24 protein-coding genes and 1 tRNA gene are annotated in these 23,294 nt (G+C 73.6%); 11 read left to right on the forward strand and 14 right to left on the reverse strand.

All coding sequences use genetic code 11. From position 1 onward, the window contains the following. Positions 1 to 13: 13 nt before the first annotated feature. From ACFYP3_RS10980 to ACFYP3_RS10990, 3 genes are read right to left on the reverse strand one after another with little or no spacing between them, the layout of a single operon-like run. Complete coding sequence (locus ACFYP3_RS10980; RefSeq protein WP_388830069.1) at positions 14 to 1,354, reverse strand: AAA domain-containing protein; 1,341 nt, start codon at positions 1,352 to 1,354, stop codon at positions 14 to 16. Further along, positions 1,351 to 2,964, reverse strand: a complete 1,614-nt coding sequence (locus ACFYP3_RS10985) for a hypothetical protein (protein WP_388830072.1) — start codon at positions 2,962 to 2,964, stop codon at positions 1,351 to 1,353. Before ACFYP3_RS10985 ends, ACFYP3_RS10980 begins: the two co-directional genes overlap by 4 nt. Then, entirely contained in the window at positions 2,961 to 4,130 is a 1,170-nt protein-coding gene (locus ACFYP3_RS10990) for a hypothetical protein (protein ID WP_388830074.1), read from the reverse strand. The genes ACFYP3_RS10985 and ACFYP3_RS10990 overlap by 4 nt, the downstream gene beginning before the upstream one ends. 143 nt (positions 4,131 to 4,273) lie before the next feature. Here ACFYP3_RS10990 and ACFYP3_RS10995 point away from each other — a divergent pair, with 143 nt between their 5' ends. Both ACFYP3_RS10995 and ACFYP3_RS11000 read left to right on the forward strand, forming a co-directional pair. Further along, positions 4,274 to 4,870, forward strand: coding sequence for a histidine phosphatase family protein (locus ACFYP3_RS10995; protein WP_388830077.1), 597 nt, complete (start codon positions 4,274 to 4,276; stop codon positions 4,868 to 4,870). 130 nt (positions 4,871 to 5,000) lie between these two features. Continuing rightward, positions 5,001 to 5,342 carry a VOC family protein gene (locus ACFYP3_RS11000; protein ID WP_030718135.1) on the forward strand — a complete coding sequence of 114 codons (342 nt, stop codon included), beginning with the start codon at positions 5,001 to 5,003 and terminating at the stop codon, positions 5,340 to 5,342. Positions 5,343 to 5,351: 9 nt separating this feature from the next. Here the strand turns inward: ACFYP3_RS11000 and ACFYP3_RS11005 are convergent, their stop codons facing one another. Further along, positions 5,352 to 6,671 (reverse strand): tetratricopeptide repeat protein, encoded by a 1,320-nt coding sequence (locus ACFYP3_RS11005; RefSeq protein WP_388830080.1) that lies wholly within the window; start codon positions 6,669 to 6,671, stop codon positions 5,352 to 5,354. Between the two features lie 241 nt (positions 6,672 to 6,912). On the opposite strand from ACFYP3_RS11005, the gene ACFYP3_RS11010 reads away from it, so the two are divergent. The 3 genes from ACFYP3_RS11010 to ACFYP3_RS11020 all read left to right on the forward strand — a co-directional run bounded on the left by ACFYP3_RS11010 (position 6,913) and on the right by ACFYP3_RS11020 (position 9,063). Next, positions 6,913 to 7,320, forward strand: a complete 408-nt coding sequence (locus tag ACFYP3_RS11010; RefSeq protein WP_388830083.1) for a hypothetical protein — start codon at positions 6,913 to 6,915, stop codon at positions 7,318 to 7,320. Positions 7,321 to 7,354: 34 nt separating this feature from the next. Beyond that, entirely contained in the window at positions 7,355 to 8,233 is an 879-nt protein-coding gene (locus tag ACFYP3_RS11015; RefSeq protein WP_388830086.1) for a spermidine synthase, read from the forward strand. 176 nt (positions 8,234 to 8,409) lie between these two features. Next, positions 8,410 to 9,063 (forward strand): class I SAM-dependent methyltransferase, encoded by a 654-nt coding sequence (locus ACFYP3_RS11020; protein WP_388830089.1) that lies wholly within the window; start codon positions 8,410 to 8,412, stop codon positions 9,061 to 9,063. A gap of 25 nt (positions 9,064 to 9,088) precedes the next feature. On the opposite strand, the gene ACFYP3_RS11025 is transcribed toward ACFYP3_RS11020, so the two are convergent. After that, positions 9,089 to 9,637 carry a hypothetical protein gene (locus ACFYP3_RS11025; RefSeq protein ID WP_388830092.1) on the reverse strand — a complete coding sequence of 183 codons (549 nt, stop codon included), beginning with the start codon at positions 9,635 to 9,637 and terminating at the stop codon, positions 9,089 to 9,091. 79 nt (positions 9,638 to 9,716) lie between these two features. On the opposite strand from ACFYP3_RS11025, the gene ACFYP3_RS11030 reads away from it, so the two are divergent. The 4 genes from ACFYP3_RS11030 (at position 9,717) to ACFYP3_RS11045 (ending at position 13,106) form a co-directional block, all read left to right on the forward strand. Further along, complete coding sequence (locus tag ACFYP3_RS11030) at positions 9,717 to 10,406, forward strand: response regulator transcription factor (RefSeq protein ID WP_078893179.1); 690 nt, start codon at positions 9,717 to 9,719, stop codon at positions 10,404 to 10,406. Between the two features lie 7 nt (positions 10,407 to 10,413). Further along, positions 10,414 to 11,808, forward strand: a complete 1,395-nt coding sequence (locus ACFYP3_RS11035) for a sensor histidine kinase (RefSeq protein ID WP_388830096.1) — start codon at positions 10,414 to 10,416, stop codon at positions 11,806 to 11,808. Positions 11,809 to 12,024: 216 nt separating this feature from the next. Then, entirely contained in the window at positions 12,025 to 12,696 is a 672-nt protein-coding gene (locus ACFYP3_RS11040) for an NADPH-dependent F420 reductase (protein WP_388830099.1), read from the forward strand. 110 nt (positions 12,697 to 12,806) lie between these two features. Then, positions 12,807 to 13,106, forward strand: coding sequence for a DUF3303 family protein (locus ACFYP3_RS11045; RefSeq protein ID WP_388830102.1), 300 nt, complete (start codon positions 12,807 to 12,809; stop codon positions 13,104 to 13,106). Positions 13,107 to 13,437: 331 nt separating this feature from the next. Here ACFYP3_RS11045 and ACFYP3_RS11050 read toward each other — a convergent pair whose 3' ends face one another. Both ACFYP3_RS11050 and ACFYP3_RS11055 read right to left on the reverse strand, forming a co-directional pair. Beyond that, positions 13,438 to 13,950, reverse strand: a complete 513-nt coding sequence (locus ACFYP3_RS11050) for a hypothetical protein (protein WP_388830105.1) — start codon at positions 13,948 to 13,950, stop codon at positions 13,438 to 13,440. 80 nt (positions 13,951 to 14,030) lie between these two features. Beyond that, positions 14,031 to 14,534 carry a MarR family winged helix-turn-helix transcriptional regulator gene (locus ACFYP3_RS11055; RefSeq protein WP_388830108.1) on the reverse strand — a complete coding sequence of 168 codons (504 nt, stop codon included), beginning with the start codon at positions 14,532 to 14,534 and terminating at the stop codon, positions 14,031 to 14,033. 109 nt (positions 14,535 to 14,643) lie between these two features. Between ACFYP3_RS11055 and ACFYP3_RS11060 the strand changes: the two genes are divergently transcribed. Continuing rightward, the gene (locus tag ACFYP3_RS11060) at positions 14,644 to 15,465 is read left to right on the forward strand and encodes an NAD(P)H-binding protein (RefSeq protein WP_388830111.1); all 822 of its coding nucleotides are present in this window, start codon (positions 14,644 to 14,646) and stop codon (positions 15,463 to 15,465) included. A gap of 57 nt (positions 15,466 to 15,522) precedes the next feature. Here the strand turns inward: ACFYP3_RS11060 and ACFYP3_RS11065 are convergent, their stop codons facing one another. Genes ACFYP3_RS11065 through ACFYP3_RS11080 form a run of 4 tightly spaced genes read right to left on the reverse strand, consistent with a single transcriptional unit; the run spans position 15,523 to position 20,015 of the window. Next, positions 15,523 to 16,857 (reverse strand): GH1 family beta-glucosidase, encoded by a 1,335-nt coding sequence (locus tag ACFYP3_RS11065; protein WP_388830114.1) that lies wholly within the window; start codon positions 16,855 to 16,857, stop codon positions 15,523 to 15,525. Beyond that, positions 16,854 to 17,678, reverse strand: a complete 825-nt coding sequence (locus ACFYP3_RS11070; RefSeq protein WP_388830117.1) for a carbohydrate ABC transporter permease — start codon at positions 17,676 to 17,678, stop codon at positions 16,854 to 16,856. The genes ACFYP3_RS11065 and ACFYP3_RS11070 overlap by 4 nt, the downstream gene beginning before the upstream one ends. Further along, the gene (locus ACFYP3_RS11075; protein ID WP_388830120.1) at positions 17,675 to 18,670 is read right to left on the reverse strand and encodes a carbohydrate ABC transporter permease; all 996 of its coding nucleotides are present in this window, start codon (positions 18,668 to 18,670) and stop codon (positions 17,675 to 17,677) included. Before ACFYP3_RS11075 ends, ACFYP3_RS11070 begins: the two co-directional genes overlap by 4 nt. A 7-nt stretch (positions 18,671 to 18,677) precedes the next feature. Continuing rightward, positions 18,678 to 20,015, reverse strand: coding sequence for an ABC transporter substrate-binding protein (locus ACFYP3_RS11080; protein ID WP_388830123.1), 1,338 nt, complete (start codon positions 20,013 to 20,015; stop codon positions 18,678 to 18,680). Positions 20,016 to 20,116: 101 nt separating this feature from the next. Here ACFYP3_RS11080 and ACFYP3_RS11085 point away from each other — a divergent pair, with 101 nt between their 5' ends. Then, the gene (locus ACFYP3_RS11085; RefSeq protein WP_388830126.1) at positions 20,117 to 21,151 is read left to right on the forward strand and encodes a LacI family DNA-binding transcriptional regulator; all 1,035 of its coding nucleotides are present in this window, start codon (positions 20,117 to 20,119) and stop codon (positions 21,149 to 21,151) included. A 47-nt stretch (positions 21,152 to 21,198) separates the two neighbouring features. Here ACFYP3_RS11085 and ACFYP3_RS11090 read toward each other — a convergent pair. The 3 genes from ACFYP3_RS11090 to ACFYP3_RS11100 form a co-directional block, all read right to left on the reverse strand. Continuing rightward, a tRNA-His gene (locus tag ACFYP3_RS11090) sits at positions 21,199 to 21,271 on the reverse strand. Between the two features lie 95 nt (positions 21,272 to 21,366). After that, positions 21,367 to 21,969 (reverse strand): oligoribonuclease, encoded by a 603-nt coding sequence (orn, locus tag ACFYP3_RS11095; protein ID WP_388830130.1) that lies wholly within the window; start codon positions 21,967 to 21,969, stop codon positions 21,367 to 21,369. Between the two features lie 106 nt (positions 21,970 to 22,075). After that, positions 22,076 to 23,245 (reverse strand): helix-turn-helix domain-containing protein, encoded by a 1,170-nt coding sequence (locus tag ACFYP3_RS11100; RefSeq protein ID WP_388830133.1) that lies wholly within the window; start codon positions 23,243 to 23,245, stop codon positions 22,076 to 22,078. Between the last annotated feature and the right edge of the window lie 49 nt (positions 23,246 to 23,294).

Consider the following 23,294-nt stretch of genomic DNA (forward strand, 5'->3'; position numbering starts at 1 on the left):
GGCCCGGCCTCCCCTACGGGCGCCAGGGGACGCGGTGTTCTGCCAGGTGGGCCAGGACCGAGTGGTTGGCTTCCCAGCCGTCCGGGAACTTCACCGTCACGCCCAGTTGGACCGGTTCCGTCGAGGGGTGGTCGTCCAGCAGTTCCGCTATGCCCGCCCGGGCCACCACCACGCACGCGTGCCGGTGCCGGGAGGCCAGGACGCACAGGCGGCCCGTCTCCAGGTGGAAGGCCGTCGCGTCCGGGCGCCCCGACAAGGGGTGGAGGACCACCGTGAGGTCGTACTCGCGGCCCTGGAGGCGGTTCGCGGTGTCCACCGTGACCCCCGTGACCCCGAGCGCGGCCAGCGCCGCGCGGACGGCGGCCGCCTGGTCGCGGTGGGCGGTGCCGACCGCGATCCGGTCCGCCGTCAGCGGGGACGGGCCCTCGGACCGCTCGTCGGAGGTCACCGCCCCGCGGTCCAGGGCGCGGCGCACCACCAGCGCCACCGCCCCGACCGCCTCCGGGTCGGTGCGGGGGGTGTGCCGCGCGGGCAGCTCCAGCAGGCCCCAGCCCGCCTCCGCGGCCTCGTCCAGCACCCGGTCCGGGCCCGACCCGTCCGAGGGGACCCCGTACGACAGCCGCCGCTCGCCCCGCCCCGTACCGCTACGGAACTGCGTGTACGGGTAGAACGCGCGGGAGACCAGCGGCGCAGCCGTCGCCGGGAGCCGCCAGGACACCGGCAGCCGGTGCTGCGGCAGCTGCGGGTTGTGCGCCAGCAGGGTGCTCACCGCCGAGGCGGAGGGGTCGTAGGACAGGCCCGCCCACTGCTCCGCGCCGACCACGCTGAAGGGGTCCAGCTGCCCCGGGTCGCCCACGAACAGTGCCCGCTCGAACAGCCCGGCCACGGCCAGCAGCGCGTCCGAGCGCATCTGGTACGCCTCGTCGACGATGGCGTGCTGCCAGGGCTCGACGTCCTTGACGAAAGCCCACTTCGCCGCCGTGGAGATGGTGATCGGCAGCTCCAGCAGGTCCTTCGGCTTGGCCGACAGGGTGACCGAGGGCAGTTCGCGCAGCGCCGGATCGTAGGCGTCGCCCTCGCTGCTGTGCAGCCGGCCCACCTTCAGCTCCGGGTCCTTGTCGGCGAGCCGCAGCACCAGGTCGTCGACCTGCGCGTTCGTCTGCGCCACCACCATCAGTCGGCGCCCGGCCGCGGCCAGCTCCCGGGCCGCCCGCACCACGAGCGTGGACTTGCCGGCCCCGGGCGGGGAGTCGACGACCACGCCCCGCTCGACCCCGTGCAGGGTGTCGCGCAGGATCGCGGCGGTCGCCTCGGCCGCCGCGGCCCCGGGATCGAAGGATGCGCTCGCGGTCACAGCAGGTCCTCGTCGGTCACGGCGTCGGGCAGGGGGACGGCGCTCAGGTGCCCCGGCGGCCCGCCGTGGGTCCACGGGGTCTGCTCCGGATCCGGGAGCTTCGGGCCGCCGCGCGCGTCGTGCTCGAAGAGCGTCCAGCAGACCCGGTCACCCTTCTCCGGGACGGACCCGGGCTCCGGGTCCCGGCCGCGGCCCATCTTGTCGAGGAGCCGCAGCACCAGCCGCCCGTCCTCCTCGAAGCGTACGAACTGCGCGCTCTGCGGGCGACCGTCCAGCGAACGGAACACCTTCCCGCCGCCCCCGTCGGCGAGCTGCGGCCGGTCCTCGGTGGCCACCGTCACCAGCGGGCGCGGGCTCGGCCGCTTCGACTCCGTCCACTCCATCACCACCTCGGTGACCTCGCCGGCGAACGCCTCGCCCGCGAGGCGCCGGCCCGCCATGACGAGGGGGTCGTCCAGCGCCTCCTGCGCGTCGAGCCGCACCTGCTCGGTCTCCCGCGTGGCCAGCTTCTGGGCGGCCGTCACCGCGTCGTCGCGGCGGGGCTGCGGCGGCTCGCCCGCCCGTACGCGGTCCCGGTGGCCGGTGTACGACCAGCGGTCGCGCGTCCAGCGCTCCTCCGCGCGCTCGCCCGGCGGCAGGGAGCGCAGCAGGTCGATGGCCTCCCACGTCGCCCGCCAGGTGGGCGACATCTGGTCCACGACCAGCCGGCGCACGGCCTCCTCGGCCTTCCGCACCTCTGCGGTCCTCCGCACCCCGCTGTCCGCGTCCCTGTCCCCGGCCCCGGCCCCGGCCGCCAGGGCCGAGCGCGCCGCGTCGTACCGGGCGATGGCCGGGGCCAGCAGCTTGTTGTCGAAGGCCGGGTCGGTCGCCGGACCGGCCGGCGGGCACAGCAGCCGGCCCTCCGCGTCACGGCCCAGCTCCGCCCGCAGCGCCGCCTCGGCCCCCGAGAGGCCCTCCGGCGGATCGATCCAGCCCAGCAGGGCGCCCAGGTGCTGGTCCTCCAGGTTGCTCTGCCCGGTCGCCCAGTGCCGCCCCAGCAGATCCGTCGCCGACAGCAGCATCGAGGAACCGGGCACCCGCGAGCGCTCGGCGAGGTGCGTGAACCAGCGGCCCAGCATCGGCACCTGCGAGGGCGCCGGGTACGGGTTCTCCGGCTCCTCCTCGGCGGTCCGCCGGAACCGCATCGACCGTCCCAGCAGCCGTACGTACTCGATGCCCGCCCGGCTCGGCACGATCAGCTGCGGCGCGTCCACGCACAGCTCGGTCTCCACCTTGACCCGCTTGCCCGTCTCCGGGTCGGTCTCGCTGCGCTCGGCCGGCTCCACCGCGTCGGCGTACGCGTCGATGTGGGCCAGCACGGGGACCGCCAGGTCCGCGAGGAACGCCCAGCGCAGGTCCCGGTCGCGCGGCTGGGGTATCACGAACACCTGCGGCGCGTGCCGGTCCGTGCCGACCAGCGCGCCCAGCGGAGCCCCGGCCTCACCGGCCGTCGTCAGCGGCACGAGGACCATCGGGGTCTCGCTCAGGTGGCGGTGCCGTACGGTCGCGAGCGGCTGGGCGCGGCCCGCCCGTACGGCCTGCAGCCGGGCCAGCGTGTTCAGCAGGCTCATGCGCCGACCCCCGCCGCCGACTCCAGGGCCTCGGCGCGCAGCCGGGCCGCGCGGTGCAGGGCGGCCGCGGTCGGATCGTCGGCGCAGCCGGCCCCGGAGGCCGCCGCGAGGGCCTCCTCGACGGTGGTCAGCGCGCCCAGCTCGCCCCGTACGGAACGGCCCAGCGCGGTCACCGCGCCCGTGGTGCGGGCCCGGTCCCGACAGTGGAAGGCCAGCTCGCAGGCGGCCAGGCACTCGGGCGCGTAGGCGGCGTCGACGGCGGACACCGCCTCGACGAGCTCCTCGGCGGTCCGGGTCGCCGGGTCGAAGCTGAGGCCCTCGGGCAGCGCCGCGGCCAGCTCCTCGACCCGGGTCAGCCGGTCCAGCTGGCGCCGGGTCACGGAGCGCTCGCGGCGGACGTCGACGGGCGAGGCGGTGGGCAGGTTGGAGAAGTCCTTCGGGCAGACCAGCAGCACGGTGTGCCCGACCTCGGCGCCCGCCAGCTTCCCTGCGGTCTTCTCCAGCGCCAGCACGTACACGGCGGCCTGGCGGGCGGCGGCGCCCACCTTCGCGGCGTCGGCGGCTCCGTCGATCATCGGGAACGACTTGATCTCCACGACGGTCCAGCGGCCGTCGGGATGCACGACCACGGCGTCCGGCTCCAGGTAGGCCGGGGAGCCGGCCACCTCCAGGGCCAGCATCGGGTGGTCCAGCAGGGTCCACGCCCCGGCCGCGGTGGCCTCGCGCAGGGCGAGGGCGGTCCGGGCGGAGCGGCCCTCGGGCCCGGCGGCGGTGAGGTCGGGGACGCGGGCGTCCGCGCCGGGGGGCTCGGCGGCCGGGTCGAGGTGCGCGTGGACCAGCCGCAGCAGCTCGGCTCCGCCGTCGCCCTTGACCTTGGCCTCGAAGGAGTTCCCGCGGACTATGGCGAACTGCGACTGCCCGAACGCGGCGGGCGAGCCGAGGGCCGTGGCGAGGGCGTTCTTGTCCACGCCCGCGCCGTCGAGCAGGGCCCGTCTGCCGCAGCCCGGGTTGGCGGCGAGGGCCGCCAGCGCCCGGGCGTCGAGCGGACGGGGCGGCACGGCCGGACCGCGCAGGCCGGCGAGCCGCTGCCGCAGCGTGGTCGGCTGCGCAGGGCTGCTGGGCGGGTAGGAGCTCACGGGCGGAAGTGTCCCATCCGCCACTGACATTCGTGGACCCAGCGCGGAAACCGGCGGCGGGGGCGGGGGGAGGCCGACCGCCACGTCCACGTGTTGTTGGATGATGGTCGGACGGCTGAATGACCGGAAAAACGCATGAACGCGCACAGACTCGTATGAAACGGGAGAACCCCATGGCCCCCCGCATCCTGCTGGCCCGCCACGGCCAGACGGCGTGGTCCCAGCTCGGCAAGCACACCGGACGCACGGACGTGCCCCTGCTGGAGGAGGGCAAGCAGGGGGCGAAGCTGCTCGGCGAGCGGCTGGCCCGCGACCCGTGGAAGAACCTCTCCGGGGTCGAGGTCCGCACCAGCCCGCTGGTCCGCGCGAGCGAGAGCTGCGACCTCGCGGGCTTCGGCGTCCGGGCGGAGCCGTGGGACGCACTGCTGGAGTGGGACTACGGCGACTACGAGGGCATGACCCCGGCCGAGATCCAGGCGATCCGGCCGGGCTGGCTGATCTGGCGCGACGGGGTCCCGGGCGGCGAGTCCGTCGCCGACGTCGCGGCCCGCGCGGACGAGGTCGTCTCCTGGGCGCGCTCGGCGGAGCGCGACGTCCTGGTCTTCGCCCACGGCCACATCCTGCGCACCCTCGCCGCCCGGTGGCTCGGCTTCGACGCCTCCTTCGGCGCCCGCATCCGCCTGGAGCCCACCTCCCTCTCGGTCCTCGGCTGGGCCTACGGCGCCCCCGCGCTGGAACGCTGGAACGACACGGGCCACCTGGACGGGTAGGCCCCGCCCCGAGCGGGGCCGAGCCGAACCGCCCGCGGCGCGGCCGGCCCGGTCCTTCGGCCCCACCGCGCGTCAAAGCGTTTTCGCCGCAGGGGAGTTGGGAGGGGCGGACCGCGGGGAGGATACCGGCATGACGATTACCTCCGTGGTGCTGCGGCGGCGCGTGGACGATCTCGGTCCTGCCCTGGACTTCTACGTCCGCCTCACCGGTCAGCCCGCGACCCGGTTCGGGTTCGCCGGCCTGGACCTGGCGAGCGTCGGCCCGTTCCTGCTGTTCAGCGGGCCCGACGCGATCGCCGAGCGGTTCGCGGGAGTGGCCGCCACCCTCTCCGTGGCGGACCTGGACGCGGCCGTCGCGCACTGCGCCGCGTCCGGGGGCGAGGTGATCGCCGCCCCCGCCCCCACGCCCAACGGCCGCCGCGCGGTGGTGCGCCACCCCGACGGCGGGGTCTACGAGTACGTCGGCGGCTGACCGGCGGGATCAGACCGCCGCGTGTCTCGCCAGGAAGGCCCCCACCCGTGGGGAGCGCTGATGCGGAACGAGCGCGCCCGCCGTCTGCGACAGCATCGACCGGACCCGGGTGGACTGCACCTCGGACAGCAGGTCCAGCACCCGCCCGCCCGCCCAGGCGGCCTCGTCGGGGGCGCCCGCGCGGGCCAGGTCACCGGCCAGCTCGGCGGTGTAGAGGGCGACGTTCCGGGCGAAGTGCGGGTCCTGGAGGTCGGCGGCGCGGCGGGCGTGCCGGGCCGCGCGGGCGTGGTCCCCGAGCGTCGCCCAGCACCGGGCCTCCAGGGACTCCAGCTCCGCCTCGCCGAAGAAGGACATCCACTCGGGGTCGGCGTCGGCCTCGCCCCGGGAGAACTCCGTGTGGGCCCGCGTCAGCGCCTCCTCGCAGGCCTTGCGGTCGGCCAGCCCCGCCCAGCCGCCGGCCTCCCGCAGGGCGAGCAGGGACAGCAGCCGCGGGGAACCGAGGGAGCGCGCGGCCCGCAGGCCCGCCTGGGCCGCCCGTACCGCCTCACGGGAGCGGCCGCAGTCCCGGGCCAGGAAGGCCATGTTGCTGAAGGCGTGCGCCTCCAGGCCCGCGTCCCGGGCGACCCGGGCCGTCGCCAGGGCCTCCGCGTAGTGCGAGCGGGCGTCGTCGAAGCGGCCGGAGTCGTGGGCCAGCCAGCCCACCGAGACGGCCAGTTCACCGGCGCCCGCGTGCAGCCGGTCCTCGGTGGACTGCCGGGTGGCCCCCGCGTCGAGCAGGGCGTAGGCGGTGCGCAGGGGCTCGGCGGCCCTGCGGTACAGGGCGTCCGCCCCGTGCCGGTCGTCGAGCAGGCGGATCTGGCGTACGGCGTCCTCGACGGCGGCGGCTTCCGTCTCACCGGCGCGGGAAGGGAGCCGGCGGGTGTCGCCGAGCAGGGTGAGGCTGAGCGTCGCGGCCGCCACGGTCGCGGAGCCGCCCGCCATGAACGCGCGACGCAGCACGTCGCTCTCCTTGGCACTGGAAGGGGAACGGTGGAGGGGGACGGGGGAGGGGTCGCGCCGGCCCGATCGGCCACGGACGCTCTCACGCGGGGAGAAGCCCAGGTCGGCCAGGGCGCGGCCGGGGAACATATGGAGGAAGACGCGCTCGTAGGCGTAGTTGGGGCAGCGGATCTCGCCGGACTCGACGCGGCCGATGTAGCGCGCGTCGCAGGAAACCGTTTCTCCGATCTCCTTCGCCGCCCGGCGCACGAGGGCCGCGAACTCGGCCGGGGAGTGCTGCCCGCGCAGCCGCCGGAAGGTGGAGTTGGGTGAGTGGGGGGACGCCGCCATGGACGTGACCTCTCTGGCAAGGAACGCAGCACCGGTGCTGTGACCGGGGTCCGGCGCGCATGAACGTACCGCCAGCGAGGGGGTGTTCAAGCGATGTTTGGCTACAAAACGGATATCTCACCCGCGATCCGCCATGAACTGCCATCCTTTGCAGCGTCTTGCCGCCGCACCCGTTGACGTTCCCGTGCGTTGAACCCATGCGGATACGGATCGAGGAGGGGTTCCCTTGGTGGAGGGCGGCATGGAGAGCACTGGAACGAACACCGCGCCCGAGCCCGGCACGGCCCCGGACCTGGATCTGGATCTGGTGACCGTGCCCACGCGGCAGGGGCTGGAGGCGGTGGACATCATCCGCCGCGCGGCCAGCCAGGCCGGCGGGGTCGGCCCCGTCCTGCACGACGGATCCGGAGACACCCTCGGCTTCCTCGTCCCGCCCGGCACCGCCGACGCGTGGGACCTGCCGGGCAGCGCCTGTACGCAGACCAACGGGCGCGGGATGCGCTTCGGCGACGCCGCCTCGCCCGCCGCGGACGTCACCGGCTGGCTGCTCCCGCCGGAGGCCGTCGGCCCGGTCACCGACCCCGAGGTGCTGCGCGCGGCGCTCGGCGAGGCGGCCCGGCTGATCGAGGCCGCGGACAACTGCCGCTGACCCCTTCCCGACGTGCGCCCGGCACAATGGGGAGGTGGCGGGCAAGGACAGGAACAAGGGCAGGCAGCGCGGTCGCGGCACCGCGGAGGCGGTCACCGGGCAGGTGGACGGCGGCCGGGCGGAGCTGGAGCCGGACCGCGAGCGCGCCGGTGCCTGGACCCTGCTGATCGACGGGGCCCCGCAGTCGCATGTGGCCCTGGACGATCCCACGTACCTGGACTTCGCCTACCAGCGGCGGATCGGCCACCTCATCGACCTCGTCGCGCCCGCCCGGCAGCCGCTGAACGTGGTGCACCTGGGCGGCGGCGCCTTCACCCTCGCCCGCTACACGGCCGCCTCCCGCCCCCGCTCGACCCAGCAGATCGTGGAGATCGACGCCGCGCTGGTGGCCTTCGTACGGGAACACCTGCCGCTGGACCCGCAGGCGCGGGTCCGGGTCCGGGCGGTGGACGCCCGGGCGGGCCTGGCGAAGGTTCCGGACGGCTGGGCGGACCTGGTGATCGCGGACGTGTTCAGCGGCGCGCGTACCCCGGCGCACCTGACGAGCACCGAGTTCCTGGACGACGTACGGCGCGCCCTCGCGCCCACCGGGTGGTACGTGGCCAATCTCGCGGACGGTCCGCCGCTGACCCACCTGCGGAGCCAGATCGCGACGGCCGCGTCCCGGTTCACGGAGCTGGCGCTGGCCGCGGACCCGGTGGTCTGGCGGGGGAAACGATTCGGCAATGCCGTCCTGGTGGCCGCCGACCGCGAGCTGCCCGTCGCCGAATTCACCCGACGGGTCGCGAGCGACCCGCACCCGGGCCGGGTCGAGCACGGCCGGGCACTGACCGACTTCGCGGGCGGCGCGGCCCCCGTCGCCGACGCCTCCGCGGTGGCCTCGCCGCAGCCGCCGCCCTCGGTCTTCCGGTAGCCGAGCGGGCCTCCCGGCGCCAGGTCCCCGAGCGCAGCCGGGCCGGTGACGGACGCGGATCGCGCAGTTACAGATAAAGATCCCCAGAGTACTCCCGGCGGACGGCCGCCCTGCGTAGCCTGTGAACCCCTAGGAGGGCCTGCCCTCCTACGACGCGTTCAGGAGACGGCAAGGCAATGTCTGATTTCCCCGCAACCCCCGGTGCCCCCACCCCCGGCACCCCGAGCACCCCGAGCACCCCCAGCACCGCCGGCTCCGACTACACCCAGCGGCTGGCGCGCCTGGAGCAGTCCGGAATCAAGCGGCTGCTGCCCACCCAGGCGCCGTACCGCTGGAACCTGCAGCGCCTGCAGCTGGGCCGGGTCCTCGACATCGGCTGCGGGCTGGGGCGGAACCTGCTCAACTGCGGCCCCGACAGCGTGGGCGTCGACCACAACCCCCACTCGGTGCAGACCTGTCGCGAGCGCGGACTGAACGCCTACACCCCCGACGGGCTGGCCGCCGCGCCGGACTGCGGCCCCGGGTCCTTCGACAGCCTGCTGGTCGCCCACGTGCTGGAGCACGTGGAGGAGGACACGGCGGCGACGCTGCTGGAGCAGTACCTTCCGCTGGTCAAGCCGGGCGGGTCGGTCGTCATGATCACCCCGCAGGAGGTCGGTTTCCGGTCCGACGCCACCCACATCCGCTGGGTCGGCTTCGAGGAGCTGCGCAGCCACGCGGCCAAGGCGGGGATAGCCGTCCGACGGACCTACTCCTTCCCCTTCCCCCGGCCGATGGGCAAGGTCTTCCCGTACAACGAGTTCGTGCTGGTGGGCACGGTCCCCGCCTGAGGCCTCCCGTCCGGGACGGCCCGGCTCAGGGGTCGACGATCTCCACCATCGGCGGGTGGTCGTGCCAGGTGCAGAACACCGAGACCTCGCGGCCGTCCCGGGTGAAGGTGACCCGGATCCAGAAGTCCTGCTTCCACACCTGCATCCGCCAGCCGGCCGCCGGCGTCGCCGAGACCAGCTCGGCGGAGGACGCGCCCAGCGAGAAGACCACCCGGCCGCCGGAGACCGGATAGGCTTTCACGTTGCCCTGATGCGGCCCGTCCCCCTGCCCGTACGGGGACGGGCTTGCCGCGGGCTTCTGGGACGGCTTGCCGGAGGAGGGCGCGGTGGACGACGGCGCGGCCGGCGTCGGCGACGCGGAGGGCGACGGCGACGCGGACGCGGACTGCGCCGGGGCGTCCGGCGGCTGCGCGCGCTGCGTCGAGGAGGACAGCGGCTGGGCGGCCAGCGGCACCGCGAGCGGCGGATCGTAGGCCGTTCCCGACATGACGCTGTGCACGCCCCACCACGACAGCGTCACCGCCGCCCCGGTCGCCAGCGTCCACGCCATGGCATGAAGAAGTCCTCGTCGCATCAGGGCACATACTGCACCACCCGTCACAAGAGCCGCCCGACACCCCGCTGAGTCCCTCGAATGGACTACGGTGCGGGCCATGGCAAGTGTGCTCGTGGTCGAGGACGACCAGTTCGTACGTTCCGCCCTCATCCGGCACCTCACCGAGGCCTCGCACACCGTGCGCAGCGTCGGTACGGCCCTGGAGGCCCTGCGCGAGGTCGCGCACCACCGCTTCGACGTGGTCATCCTCGACCTCGGCCTGCCCGACCTCGACGGGTCGGAGGCGCTCAAGATGCTGCGCGGCATCACCGACGTGCCGGTGATCATCGCCACCGCGCGCGACGACGAGGCGGAGATCGTCCGGCTCCTCAACGACGGCGCCGACGACTACCTGACCAAACCGTTCTCCGTGGAGCACCTCTCCGCCCGCATGGCCGCCGTCCTGCGCCGCTCCCGGGCCGCCGCCGGAGCCGAACCCCCCTCGCGCGTCCTGCGCGTCGGCGGGCTCGCCATCGACCCGCTGCGCCGCCAGGCCGAGCTCGACGGGACCGTACTGGACCTCACCCGGCGGGAGTTCGACCTGCTGGCCTTCCTCGCCGGCCGGCCCGGGGTGGTCGTGGCCCGGCGCGAACTGCTCGCCGAGGTCTGGCAGCAGTCGTACGGGGACGACCAGACCATCGACGTCCACCTGTCCTGGCTGCGCCGCAAACTCGGCGAGACCGCCGCCCGCCCGCGCTACCTGCACACGCTGCGGGGTGTGGGCGTCAAGCTGGAGCCGCCGCAGTGATGGCCCGATGAGATGGGCCCTGGTCAAGGTCTGCCTCGCGGTCACGGCCATGGTGGTCGTGGCCTTCGCCGTGCCGCTCGGCCTCGTCGTCCAGGAGATGGCCAGCGACCGGGCCTTCTCCAACGCCGAACGGCAGGCCGCCACCATCGGGCCGACCCTGTCCATCACCACCGACCCGGTCCAGCTGCAGAAGGCCGTCGAGTCCACGCAGATGGGCGCCGCCCGGCGGATGGCCGTCCACGTCCCGGCCGTCGGCGACAGCGCCCCCGTGGAGATCGGCCGGGGCCGGGCGGGCGAGCACGCCGTCGCCGAGACCCGGCGGATCGGGCGGGCCACGACGGCCTCGGTGCCCGGCGGGGGTTCCGCGCTGCTCCAGCCGACCGCCCTCGGCTCCGGGGACATCGCCGTGGTGGAGATCTACGTACCGGAGAGCGAGGTCAGCAACGGCGTCGCGACGGCCTGGTTGGTGCTCGCGGGCGTCGGGCTGGCGCTGATCGTGGGCTCGGTGGCGGTCGCCGACCGCCTCGGCGCCCGGCTGGTGCGCCCGGCCGAGCGGCTCGCCGACGCCGCCCACCGACTGGGCGAGGGCCGGCTCGGGGCGCGGGTCCCCGAGGTGGGGCCGAAGGAACTCCGCTCGGCGGCCGTCGCGTTCAACGCGATGGCGGACCAGGTGGTGGAACTCCTCGCCAACGAGCGGGAGCTGGCCGCCGACCTCTCGCACCGGCTGCGGACGCCGCTGACGGTGCTGCGGCTCAACACGGCCTCGCTCGGGGACGGCCCGGCCGCCGAACAGACCCGGGCCGCGGTGGAGCAGCTGGAGCGCGAGGTCGACACGATCATCCGCACGGCGCGGGAACAGCGCCCCGCCACCGGCCTGGTCGGGGCGGCCGCCGGCTGCGACGCCTCCGAGGTGATCCGCGACCGGATGGACTTCTGGTCGGCGCTCGCGGAGGACGAGGGCCGCGAGGTGCGGCTCGCGGGTGTGGACCGTACCGTACGGATCCCCGTGGCCCGGCCCGAGCTCGCCGCCGCCCTCGACGCCATGCTCGGCAACGTCTTCCGGCACACCCCCGAGGGCACGCCCTTCTCGGTGGACGTCCACGACGCGGGTGACGCGGTCATCGTGCTCGTCTCGGACGCGGGCCCCGGCATCGCCGACCCGGAGGCGGCCCTGCGCCGGGGCAACGACGGCGGCCGCGACGGATCGACCGGCCTGGGCCTCGACATCGTGCGCCGCGTCGCCGAGTCGACGGGCGGCGACGTACGGCTCGGGCGCTCCGTCCTCGGCGGGACCGAGGTCCGGGTGTGGATCGGCCTCGACGGCCGGACCCTCGGCGGCCCGGGCGGCGGGCGGGCGGCCCGCGGCCGGCGCGGCAACCGCCGCAACCGGGGGCGCGCCTGAGCCGTCCGGGGGTACGGGAGCGACGTGTCCGGCCTGCACCGGTACGCGGGGGCGTGGACCCTCTTCCGCTGGTCATCGCCGTCGGCGCGGTGGCGGTCCGCATCGAGGAGGGCATCCACCGGTTCCCGCCGCACGACCCGAACCGGTACCCATTCTCCTGCGCCGTGGGCATCCTGGACCAGCCGGGAACTCCCGGCCGAGCGGAAGGAATCAGGCATGCGCTACGCAGTCCTCGGAACCGGGATCGTCGGCCGCACGCTGGCCGCCCGGCTCGCCTCCCTGGGCCACGAGGTGGTCATCGGCACCCGGGACCCCGAGGCGACCGCCGGGCGCGCCGAGTACGCCGACTGGCAGGCGGGGCAGCCCGGGGTCCGGCTCGCCGGCTTCGCGGAAGCCGCGCGGGACGGCGACACCCTGGTCAACGCCACCGGCGGGCAGGTCAGCATCGCCGCGCTGACGGAGGCGGACGCCGCGCACCTGGACGGCAAGATCCTCATCGACGTCGCGAACCCGCTGGACTTCTCGCGGGGCTTCCCGCCGAGGCTGGAACCGGTGGACACCGACAGCCTGGGCGAGCTGATCCAGCGCACCTTCCCCGGGCTGCGGGTGGTCAAGACGCTGAACACGATGAACTGCCTGGTCATGGTCGATCCGGGGCGGGTCGCCGGCGAGCACCACGTCTTCCTCTCGGGCGAGGACGCGGACGCGAAGAAGACCGTACGGGAGCTGCTCCACTCCTTCGGCTGGCCGGAGCGGAGCATCCTGGACCTGGGCGGGATCGAGACGGCGCGGGGCGCCGAGATGCTGCTGCCCGTCTGGCTGCGGCTGATGGGCTCCCTCGGGCACGCGGACTTCAACTTCCACATCCAGGGGGCGTCTTCGGACTGACGGTCCGGGGCGGGATCCGAGCGCCGGATCCCCCGCCGCACGGACGGGGGCGCAGATGTTGCCGCGCCCCCGGGTCGCGCCGAGTGTGGGCGTGACGGAAGGAGCCACGCATGAGAGTCATGCTCAGGGCGCACTTCGACACGGTCGCCACCAACGAGGGCATCAAGACCGGCTCGCTGCCCCAGGCGGTCAGGAAGCTGATGGACGCGGTGAAGCCGGAGGCGGCCTACTTCGGTCTGCACGAGGGCGTCCGCTCCTGCTGGATGGTCTTCGACCTGGACGACAGCTCGCGGATGCCGGCGCTGATGGAGGACATGTTCCTGCAGTTCAACGCCGAGCTGGAGGTGTCCCCCGTCATGAACGCGGAGGAGCTGGCGAAGGGCCTGGCGGCGATGCAGTCCTCGCCGTGACAGCCCCCGCCCCCCGACGCGGCGCGGCCGCCAGAGGTTAGGCCAGGGCCGGCTGTGTGGGGGTGATCCCCGCGGTACGGCCCCGCTGCGGGGACTCCGGCCCCGGGCCTCGAACGCCGGCGAGCCCGGACCGGCCGGTTGGGCCGGGGGTGGGTGTGTGTCGGGGTGATCCCCGCAGGGCGCCGAACGCAACAAGGCTCCGCTCTCCGACCCCTCGCCACGTTCGGCGTCCGAGGAGACGCCCCGACGCGCGCCCGCCCCCGGCCCAACCGGCCCCCTCGTACCCGGCCAGAGCGGCGCAGCCAACCGGCCCGGGCCAGTGGCAGCGCAGTCAGCCCGAGCGGAGGGAGCTGGTCACGGCCATGGCAGCCCACACGAGCCCGGCCGCGCCCGCCTCGCCGAGCGATTCGGCGAGCGCGTCGACCCCGGTGTTCGCCGCGCTCCAGGCGGCCCCCTGAAGCACCGCCAGCGCGCACAGCAGGGCCAGCCCGGGCGACCACAGCCGTACGCCGGCCCGCGCGCCCGGGGCGGCCACGGCCGGGCCCGGAGCGGTCGGATGCACCGCCGCGGCGGGGTGCACGGTGACGGCCAGAAGACCGGCCAGCGCAGGACCGACCATGCATCCGACCTCGTCCAGGGGGAAGGACAGGGCGGACCCGGGCAGCCTCTTGTCCGCACCGGCGAGCCGTGCCCAACGGACCCTGGCCAGCGGCCCGATCTGCGGCACGGTGAGTCCGGCGGCGACGGCGAGCGCCACGCGGGCGGCCGGCGGCAGCACGCCGAGGACGGCCGCGACCAGGGCGAGGAGGGCGGCCGGGTTCGCGGCGCAGGCGACGAGCAGCACGGGCCGGTGGCCGCGCCGGTCGGCGCGCCGGGCGAGGAACGCGTGGAGGGGAGCGGCGGAACGGACCCCTCGGAAGACCGTCAGCCGGTTTCCCCCGAGTTGAGTCGCTGGGCCTGGGCCCGGCCGACCTCGGCGGCGCGGTGCAGGTAGTCGGCGATGACGGCGAGCTCGCTGTCGGAGTAGCTCTCCAGGACGGCGCCGAAGGCACGGCCGGGGGTGTCCCACGCCGCGCCGATCCGCTCGCGGGCCGCGGGCGAGAGGGAGACGAGGGAGCGGCGGCGGTCGTTCGGGTCGGCGTGCCGCTCGACGACGCCCGCCTTGACCATGCGGTCGACGAGGCGGGTGGCGGAACCGGAGGTCAGGCCGGTGAGGCGGGCGATGTCGCCGGTGCTGACGGGGCCGGGCTCCATGTCGAGAAGGGCGACGCACTGCATGTCGGTGGGGTGGAGGCCGACGTGGTCCGCCATGGCCTGGTTGAAGAGGGAGTAGTCGGCGTAGTGCCGCTGGCTCTCGGTGACGATGCGCGCGAGCAACTCGGCGCGGCTCCACTCCTCGTCACCCGTACGAGTGGGATCGGTTGACATCGGCTCCTCCGTGCTTCAAATTTAACTGCGTGACGCAGAGAATGTGTCGCACAGAATCTGTTTCACATGTGGATTCTATGCCCAACTCCAGATGAGGAACCAGTCAGCCATGTCCATTCTCGTCACCGGCGGCCGCGGCGCCGTCGCCCGCGGCCTCCGTGCCCTCCTCGACGCCCACGGCGTCCCCTGCCGTCTCGGCTCCCGCGAGCGGGACACCCCCGATGCGGTCCACTGCGACCTCACCGATCCGTCGACTTTCCCCGACGCCCTCGCCGGTGTCCGCTCCGTCTTCCTCTACGCGGAGGCCTCCGGGGTCGACGCCTTCGTCAAGGAGGCCGTCGACGTGGGCGTCGAGCACGTCGTGCTCCTGTCCTCCTCCTCGGTGCTCGCCCCCGACGCCGCCGACAGCCCGCTGTCCGCGTCCCACCTCGCCGTCGAACAGGCCCTGTCCGCCTCCCCGCTGCGCACCACCCTGCTGCGCCCGGGTTCCTTCGCGAGCAATGCCCAGGGCTGGGCCTGGTCGGTGAAGTCCGGCCGCCCGGTCCACCTGCCCTACCCCGGCGCCTACTGCGATCCCGTCCACGAGGCGGACCTGGCCGAGGCGGCCTTCGCCGTCCTCACCGACCCCGCCCTCGCAGGGCGCGCCTATACCCTGACCGGTCCGCAGTCGCTGACCTTCGCGACCCAGCTCGCGATACTGGGCGATGTCCTCGGGCGGCCCATACCCTTCGAGGCCGTCTCCGCCGAGCAGTGGAAGTCCGAGGTCGACGGCTACATACCGGGCCCCTATGCCGACGCCCTGCTCGACTTCTGGGCCTCCTCGGACGGCCTCCCGGTCGAGATCACCGACAGCGTCGAGCGCCTCACCGGCCGCCCGGCGCGCACCTTCGAGACCTGGGTGGAAGACCACGCCGACGCCTTCGCGGCCTGAGCGCCGCGACGCGTGGCCTCAGCTGAGGGAGCCGATCCAGGCCCCGCGCCGGGCCCGTCAGAAGGCACCGTCGCGGGCCAGGCGGGCGTACCAGTGGGCGCTGGAGCGCGGGGTGCGGACCTGGGTCTCGTAGTCCACGTGCACGATGCCGAAGCGCTTGCTATAGCCGTAGGACCATTCGAAGTTGTCCAGCAGCGACCACAGGAAATAGCCCTCGACGGGGGCGCCGTCCGCCAAGGCCCGGTGTATGGCGCCGAGATGGGCCTCCAGGTACGCGATGCGAAGCGGGTCGTGCACGTCAGGCGCGTACGCCGCGCCGTTCTCGGTGACCAGCAGCGGCAGGCCGGGGGCCTCGCGGGTGAAGCGCATCAGCAGGTCGTACAGGCCGCTCGGGTCGATCGACCAGTCCATGTCGGTTCGCTCGCCCGGCGGTTGGTGGAAGGCCACCGTGTCCGCCGCGGGCCAGGGGGAATGGGCCGTACCGCCGTGACCGTCGGCGCGCGGGCCGTCCCCGTCGGGGGAGGCCGACACCACGGCAGGGGTGTAGTAGTTCACGCCGAGGAAGTCCAGCGGCTGGTGGATCAGTGCCTCGTCGCCGGGGCGGACGAAGGACCAGTCGGTCACCGGGGCCGTGTCCGCCAGCAGGTCCTGCGGATAGGCGCCGTGCAGCAGCGGCCCGGTGAAGATCCGGTTGGCGAGGGCGTCGATACGGCGGGCGGCGTCCGCGTCGGCGGCCGACGGGGTCAGCGGCCGGACCGCGCTGGGGTTGAGCGCGATGCCGGCCCGGGACCCGGCGGGCAGCGCGGCGGCGGCCATGCCGTGGGCCAGGTTCAGGTGGTGGGCGGCGCGCAGCGAGTCGGCGGGGGAGGTGCGGCCCGGGGCGTGCACCCCGGAGGCGTAGCCGAGGAAGGCGCTGCACCAGGGCTCGTTGAGCGTGGTCCAGAGTTCCACCCGGTCGCCCAGCACCGCCGCGACCTGGGCCGCGTACGAGGCGAAGGCGTAGGCCGTCTCCCGTTCGGGCCAGCCCCCCGCGGCCTCCAGCACCTGCGGCAGGTCCCAGTGGTAGAGGGTCACGCAGGGGGTGATCCCGTGGGAGAGGAGCTCGTCGACGAGCGCGTCGTAGAAGCCGATCCCGCCGGCCAGCACGCGCGGCCACGACACCGAGAACCGGTACGCCCCGAGCCCGAGTTCGGCCATCAGCCGCACGTCCTCGCGCCACAGCCGGAGGTGGTCGGCCGCCACGTCGCCCGTGTGCCCGCCGTACACCTTCCCCGGCGTCGCACAGAAGGTGTCCCAGATCGAGGCCTCGCGCGAGGCGGAACCGCCCTCGATCTGGAAGGCCGCCGTGGCCGTGCCCCAGAGGAAACCCTCGGGGAATCGCATGTCCGTCATCCCTTGACCGCTCCCTGCATGATGCCGCCGACGATCTGGCGGCCGAAGACGATGAACACCAGCAGCAGCGGGAGCGTCCCCAGCAGCGCGCCCGCCATGATGACCGACTGGTCCGGTATGTAGCCCCGGCCGAGCCCGGTCAGGGCCACCTGCACCGTCGGGCTGCCGTTCTGGGTCAGCGCGACGATCGGCCAGAAGAAGTCGTTCCAGGCCATGACGAAGGTCAGCATCCCCAGCACCGCCATCGCCGGCCGGGCCGCCGGGAACACCACGTGCCACATGACCCGAAGGGAACTCGCCCCGTCGGTGCGCGCCGCCTCCACCAGCTCGATCGGCAGCGCGTGCACCAGGTACTGGCGCATGAAGAACACCCCGAAGGCACCCACCAACGTCGGCAGGATCACCGCCTGGAGCCGGTCGGTCCACGACAGCTTCGCGATCAGCATGTAGAGCGGCACCACGCTCAGCTGGGGCGGGATCAGCATCGTCCCGACCACCAGCGCCATCAGCGTCCGTTGGCCGCGAAAGCGCAGCTTGGCGAAGGCGAAGCCCGCCAGCGTGGAGAAGAGCACGGTGCCCGCGGTGACCGTGCCCGCCACGATCACGGTGTTCAGCAGGGCGGTGCCCATGTTGGCGTCGGTCCACGCGACCTGGAGGTTGTGCCCCAGGTTCCCGCCGAACCAGAACGGCGGCGGGGTCTGCGCCAGCCGCGTGCTGTTCCGGGAGGCCGCGATCGCCGTCCACACGAGCGGGAAGAGCGAGCCGGCCGTGAACAGGCCGAGCACCAGGTACGTGAACCGGCCCGCGCGCAGTGATCTCATCGGGAGTCCTTCCGTCCGCGCAGCAGCCGCGCCGCGCCGGCGATCAGCAGCAGGATCAGGAACATCGCCCACGCGATCGCCGAGGCCCGGCCGAGGTGCAGGTTCACCCAGCCCTGCTCGTACAGGTACAGCCCGAGCGTCTGGAACTGGTGGTCCGAGCCGCCCGTCGCAGCCCCACCGCCGTTGAACAGCAGCGGCTCCCCGAACAGCTGCGTCGCCCCGATCGTCGACACGACACAGGTGAAGAAGATCGTCGGCCGCAGCGAGGGCACCGTGACGTGCCGGAACTGCTGCCAGGGCGAGGCCCCGTCCAGCGCGGCGGACTCGTACAAGTCACCCGGCACGGCCTGCATGGCGGCCAGGTAGATCAGCGCGTTGTAGCCGGTCCACCGCCAGATCACGATGGTGGAGACCGCCAACTGCGAGGCGAAGGTGCCGTTCTGCCAGTCGACCGTCCCGAAACCCACCCCCGAGAGCGCCCAGTTGATCATCCCGTAGTCCCGGCCGAACAGCAGCACGAAGACGAGGGTCGCGGCCGCCACCGACGTCGCGTACGGGGTGAGCAGCGCGACCCGGAAGAACGCGGAGCCGCGCAGCTTGTAGTTGAGCAGATGGGCCAGGCCGAGCGCGATCGCCAGCTGCGGAACCGTGGACAGCAGCCCGATGGTGAAGGTGTTGCGCAGCGCGTTCCAGAAGAACTCGTCGTCCCACAGTCGGGTGAAGTTCTTCAGCCCCACCCACGTCATGCTGTCGGGATCGGTCAGCTCCACCTGGTGCAGCGCCGCCCAGCCCGTGTAGAGCAGCGGGAACAGCCCGAAGGCGGCGAAGAAGAGGAAGAAGGGCGCCACGAAGGCGTAGGGACTGAAGCGCAGGTCCCAGCGGTAGCGGCGCGAGCGCCACACCTGACCCGGCCGGCCCCGGCCGTCCCCCTCCGCCGCCGGCCGCTGCCGGCCGACGGCGGAGGGGGACAGGGCAGTGGTCTCGTCCGTCACCGACGCCTCACTGGTCCAGGGCGTTGTCGATCGCCTTCACGGCGGCCTCCCAGGCCTCCTGCGGCGAACGGCCCTTCTGGTCGACCTGGAGCATGCCGATGTCCGCCAGGTTCTGCGAGATCACCAGGTCCTTCGGGCCGACCACGGTCACCGGCACCCCCTCCGCCGCCTTCGCGAAGATCTCGCCGATGGGAGCGCCGCCGAAGTACGCGTGCTGCGCGCCCGACACCGACGGCAGCTTGTACGAGGCGCTCGCGCTCGGGAAGCTGCCCCGCTTCTCGAAGAGCTTCGCCTGCTGCTCCGGGGCCGTCAGCCAGGCCGCCAGCTTCGCCGCCTCCTGGGCGTGCTTGCCCGCCTTCGGCACCACGAGGAAGGAGCCGCCCCAGTTGCTGGGCTTCGGCGCCTGCGCCACGTCCCACTTGTCCTTGCCCGCCGGGCCCGCCTTGTCCTGGATGTAGCCGAGCATCCAGGCCGGGCAGGAGACCGTGGCGAAGGAGCCGTTGGCGAAGCCCTGGTCCCAGCCCGGGGTGAACTGCTGGAGCTTGGCGCTCAGCCCGTCGGTGGCGAAGGAGGCCGCCAGGTCGAAGGCCCCGCGCACCGCCGGGTTGGTCTTGTAGACGACCTTGCCCTGCTCGTCGTAGAACCGCTGGGCGCTGCTCCCGGTCACCGCCGCCATCACGCCCGACGCCGAGTCCACGAAGGCCTTCCCGTCGCCGGCCTTCGCCTTGTACGCCCGGCCCGTCTCCAGGTACTTGTTCCAGTCGCCCGCCCACAGCGCCCCGACCGCGGCACGGTCGGTGGGCAGCCCGGCCGCCTCGAAGAGGTCCTTGCGGTAGCAGATGCCCTGCGGGCCGATGTCGGTGCCGAGGCCGACCGTGGCCCCGCCCTTCGCCGCGCTCGCCGTGCCCTGCGCCCACTTCCACGGCAGGTACGCGGCCTTGTCGACGCCCGGTGCCTTGCCGAGGTCGACGAGCTTGTCGGCCTGGGTGGCGGTGATCTCGGCGATGTTGTTGACCTCGACGGCCTGGATGTCCGCGAGCCCGCTGCCCGTCCCCAGGTGGGTGAGGAGCTGGGGGTAGTAGTTCTCGTTGCGCTCGATGGAGGTCTGCTCGATCCGGACCCCGGGATTCTGCGCCATGTACTCGTCGTACAGCCCGGCCTCCTTGAGGCCGAAGGCCCCGAAGACCCCGACGGTGAGGGTGGTCTTCCCCTTGGCGTCGGCCGGGGCGCCGGCGTCCGGCTTCTCGGCCGGGTCCTGCGCGCACCCCGCGAGCAGCAGGGCGGCCGCTCCCACCGCGGTGACCACCGTGACGAGGTTTCTTCGCACTCGGGCTTGGGCTCGCATGTGCATCCTCCCTGAAGGACGGAACGTGCCGGGTGTCTGTGACACAGTGTGGGAGCGCTCCCACAGTCGTCAAGGGGTAGATTCACAACCGGGAGGAAGCCATGAACGGGCACGGGCGCAGCGGGGGACGGCCCACGCTGGAGGAGGTCGCGGCGCGCGCCAGGGTAGGGCGCGGCACGGTCTCCCGGGTGATCAACGGATCCCCCAAGGTCAGCGAGCATACCCGGGCCGCGGTCGAGGCCGCGGTGGCGGAGCTGGGGTACGTGCCGAACCGCGCCGCGCGGGCGCTGGCGGCCAACCGGAACGACGCCATCGCTCTGGTGATCCCCGAGCCCGAGGCCCGTTTCTTCGCCGAGCCCTACTTCTCCGAAGTGGTCCGCGGGGTCGGCGCCGCCCTCGCCGAGACCGACGTCCAGCTCGTCCTGACCCTGGCCGGCAGCGACCGCGAGCGCCGCCGCCTCGCCCAGTACCTGTCCGGGCACCGCGTGGACGGCGTCCTGCTCGTCTCCGTCCACGCCGGGGACCCGCTGCCGGAGCTGCTGGCCGAGCTCGGCATCCCGACCGTGATCAGCGGCCGCCGCTCGGCCGCCGAGCCACTGCCGTCCGTCGACTCCGACAACCTCGCGGGCGCGGCCGAGGCGGTGCGTCACCTCCTCGATCGGGGCCGCCGCACGGTCGCCACGATCACCGGACCCCTGGACGTGTACGGGGCCCAGTGCCGCCTCGACGGCTACCGGCAGGCCCTGGCCGCCGTCGGCCGCCCCGTCGACGAGCCGCTGATCGCGGTCGGCGACTTCACCGAGGACGGCGGCCGACGGGCCATGCGCGAGCTGCTGGAACGCCGCCCTGGGCTCGACGCGGTCTTCGCCGCCTCGGACGTCATGGCGGCGGGCGCCCTGCGGGAGCTGCGCGCGGCCGGCCGCCGGGTACCGCACGACGTGGCGCTGGTCGGCTTCGACGACTCGGTGGTGGCCCGGCACATGGATCCGCCGCTGACCAGCGTCCGGCAGCCGATCGAGGAGATGGGCCGCACCATGGCGCAGGTGCTGCTGGCGAGGATCGCGGGGGAGACCGCCGAGACGGCCGAGGCGTCCGTCGTGCTGCCGAACCGGCTGGTGGTCCGCGAGTCGTCGTAGGAAAGCAGAAGGCCCCGATCGCCTTCGCGATCGGGGCCTTCCCGCAGGGTGAGTGACGGGACTTGAACCCGCGGCCACCTGGACCACAACCAGGTGCTCTACCAACTGAGCTACACCCACCATGTCCGGTCGGAAAACCGACCGGCCGAAGAAAAGGGTACAGGGTCCGGGAGGGTGCTCGCTCCACCCTTTCCCGCGCCCCCCTCCGGGAGGTACTACGCGCCCGGCGCGCTGTGCTTGGCGGCGATGGTCCGGGCGGTGTCCGAGTCGGGCCCGGGCTGCGGAACGAAGACCGCCTCCCGGTAGTAGCGCAGCTCGGTGATGGAGTCCTTGATGTCCGCCAGCGCCCGGTGGTTGCCGTTCTTCGGCGGGCTGTTGAAGTAGGCCCGCGGGTACCAGCGGCGCGCCAGCTCCTTGACCGAGGACACGTCCACGATCCGGTAGTGCAGGTAGCTCTCCAGCGCGGCCATGTCGCGCAGCAGGAAGCCGCGGTCGGTGCCGACCGAGTTCCCGCAGAGCGGCGCCTTGCGCGGCTCCTTCACGTGCTCCCGCACGTACGCCAGGACCTGCGCCTCGGCGTCCGCGAGGGTGGTGCCGCCGGCCAGCTCGTCGAGCAGCCCCGAGGCGGTGTGCATCTCGCGCACCACGTCGGGCATGGTCTCCAGGGCCGCGTCCGGCGGGCGGATCACGATGTCCACGCCTTCGCCGAGCACGTTGAGCTCCGAGTCGGTGACCAGTGCGGCCACCTCGATAAGTGCGTCGTCCGTCAACGAGAGCCCGGTCATCTCGCAGTCGATCCACACCATGCGATCGTTCATGTGTCCCACCTTATGCGGTCCCCCGCGGAGCGGACCGCATATGCGGAAGGTCCCCCATCGGCGGTGACCGATGGGGGACCTTCCGTTCGTCGTACCCGTGGTGGGGTTACGCGTGTTCCCGCAGGACCCGGCCCGGAGCGTAGAGCTCCGTCACCGTCGGGCCCGCCGCGGCCAGGGCCGCCGCCGCCCGGTGGGGCTGCGGAGTGCGCTGGTGCGGAACCGGCCCGGAGATGTCGGCCACCTGCGCGACGTCGGCCTGCGGCCGGCGTGCCCGGTAGGCGGAGCGGTAGGCGGCCGGGGAGGACCCCAGCTGCCGCCGGAAGTGACCCCGCAGGGCCACCGGCGAGCGGAACCCGCAGCGCCCGGCGACCTCGTCGACCGAGTAGTCGGACGTCTCCAACAGTCGCTGTGCCTGGAGCACCCGCTGGGTGATCAGCCACTGCAGCGGCGCACTGCCGGTGAGCGAGCGGAACCGGCGGTCGAAGGTGCGCCTGCTCATGTAGGCGCGGGCCGCCAGGGTCTCCACGTCGAACTGCTCGTGGAGGTGTTCCAGCGCCCAGGCGACGACCTCGGCCAGCGGGTCGGCGCCGATCTCCTCCGGCAGCGACCGGTCGAGATAGCGCTCCTGACCGCCCGTGCGGCGCGGCGGCACGACGAGCCTGCGGGCCAGGGCCCCGGCCGCCTCGCTGCCGTGGTCGGTGCGCACGATGTGCAGGCACAGGTCGATTCCGGCCGCGGTGCCCGCGGACGTGAGCACGTCGCCGTCGTCGACGAACAGTTCGCGCGGATCGACATGGACGGACGGGTACCGCTTGGCCAGCGTCGGCGCGTACATCCAGTGCGTCGTCGCGGGCCGGCCGTCCAGCAGACCGGCGGCGGCGAGCACGAAGGCTCCCGTGCACAGTCCGACGATCCGGGCCCCCTCCTCGTGCGCCAGACGCAGTGCGTCCAGCGCCTCGGGAGGCGGTGGTGAAGTGATGGAGCGCCAGGCGGGAACGACGACCGTGCCTGCCCGGGCGATCGCCTCCAACCCGTATGGCGCGGTCAGTTCGAGTCCGCCGGTGGTCCTGAGCGGACCGTCCTCACCGGCGCACACGAGCAGTCGATAGCGTGGAACTCCCGCGTCCTGCCGGTCAATGCCGAACACGGAAAGTGGAATGGAGCTCTCGAAGATCGGTCCGCCGCTGAAGAGCAGCACCGCGACGATCTCCCTGCGGCGACGCCCCGCGAGCTTCCGGCCGGCGTCTGTGACGACGGCGGTGGAATCCTGGCTCATGGCGCTAAGCCCCCCTTGGGTGTCGCGACTCCTTGGTCTGGTCGCACCT

Source organism: Streptomyces sp. NPDC005533, from assembly GCF_042871845.1.
Lineage (GTDB): Bacteria > Actinomycetota > Actinomycetes > Streptomycetales > Streptomycetaceae > Streptomyces.